The following is a 1,389-nucleotide window of genomic DNA, read 5'->3' as shown; positions in this document are numbered from 1 at the left end:
ATGGCGAACACGGGCATGCCCATCATGACCGGCATGATCATCAGCGGACCAAGAACCCACCAGATGGCACCGTAGCCGAGCCCGACGAGGGCACCTCGGCCATACCCGGTCAGGAACCGGTTGCCGAACAGCACCGTCAGTCCCAGCCCGATAGCCACCGAAATCATCAGGTGAACACCGAACCCGACCACCGCCGAGTTGGAGCCGACCATGGAAGCAATGACGGGAAGCATGCCCATCATCGCCATGAGAATTCCAAACACGATACCGCCGGCGATGCCCCCGGAGACCCCGGCGAGGACGCGCCGTCCCACGCCGGTGCCCGACGCGGGACGGGAAAGAGCTGATGCAGAAGCCATGACGGCGACCTTCCATGGACGGGGTTTTGCTGACGTCTTCAAGGTATGGCCGGTCCGGATCGCCGTTCAGTAATCTGCACTACACAGCAAAAACAACTACCGGCAGCGGTGCACAGCCTCCAGCAGAGCCGGGACGTGGCCGCGGCAGCGGACCCGTCTATCCATTGTGTTATCCCTCGTGCGTCGTCTTCCCGGCCCGGATCTGCAGGTGTCCGCCCCTGGCCGAGGCGGACACGAGATCGACGCACCGTTCCTCCACGGCCTGCCAGGGCGCTGCGGTGATATCGGATCCTCCGACCGCGCAGGCCAGCCGTGCCAGCGGAGTGAGCCATCGGGCCCAGCCCACCGGGTCCTGCAGGTCCACGACCCCGACACGCGCGTCTGTGGCCAGCAGCCCGGTTATGTTCGTCCAGGCCTGCTGCCAGTCCCCCATCAGGGACAGCGAGTACGTGGCCAGGGCAGCATCCGAAACCGCGGCTCCACCGCTGGCTTCGATGCGGGCAGCGATGGTCCCGGGATCCAGCAGCACCATGTCCGCCTGGAGCAGGATGACGTTATCCCAGCCGCGGGCCCGGGCGCGGCGCCGCGCCTGGTGGAGCATTTCGGCGCTGCGGTCGATCCCGACGATTGTCCCGGAGGTACCAACGCGCTGTTGCAGCAGCGAAAAATTCAATCCGGTTCCGCAGCCGATGTCCAGCACCTGCTGGCCCGTTGTGGGAGCCAGGGCATCGATGCCGAGCACCCGTCCTGCATGATAGACAGGGTATTCGCCCGAGAGCAGATCATAAAACGGGGCAAACTGCGTGTATTTATCGCCGATGGCGGGCTCCTTCTGGTTCGACCCGGCCCAGCGGCACCGCCGCCGAAGACCGCACCGCCGGGGGCATTTGTCCGGCGTTCAACATCACTGACAAGGAGTCCATCATGGCAGTCGAGAACCCGATCATTGACCTCCTGGTCGTCGGCGGGGGAACCGCCGGAATCGTGGGCGCCAAAACGGCAGCCGGATTCGGAGCACGAACCCTCCTGG

At 65.2% G+C, this 1,389-nt stretch carries 2 protein-coding genes; both read right to left on the bottom strand.

Annotation, left to right across the window (positions count from 1 at the left end; translation table 11 throughout):
* The coding region (locus BJQ90_RS20380; RefSeq protein ID WP_226762004.1) for a hypothetical protein at positions 1-359 on the bottom strand (359 nt) is incomplete at its 3' end.
* Positions 360-528: 169 nt separating this feature from the next.
* Positions 529-1,101, bottom strand: a complete 573-nt coding sequence (locus tag BJQ90_RS20375) for a class I SAM-dependent methyltransferase (RefSeq protein WP_226762003.1) — start codon at positions 1,099-1,101, stop codon at positions 529-531.
* Positions 1,102-1,389: the final 288 nt, after the last annotated feature.

Source organism: Arthrobacter sp. SO3 (assembly GCF_020532825.1).
Lineage (GTDB): Bacteria > Actinomycetota > Actinomycetes > Actinomycetales > Micrococcaceae > Arthrobacter.
The sequence above is the reverse complement of the archived record's forward strand: the minus strand, read 5'-3'. Positions and strand labels throughout refer to the sequence as shown.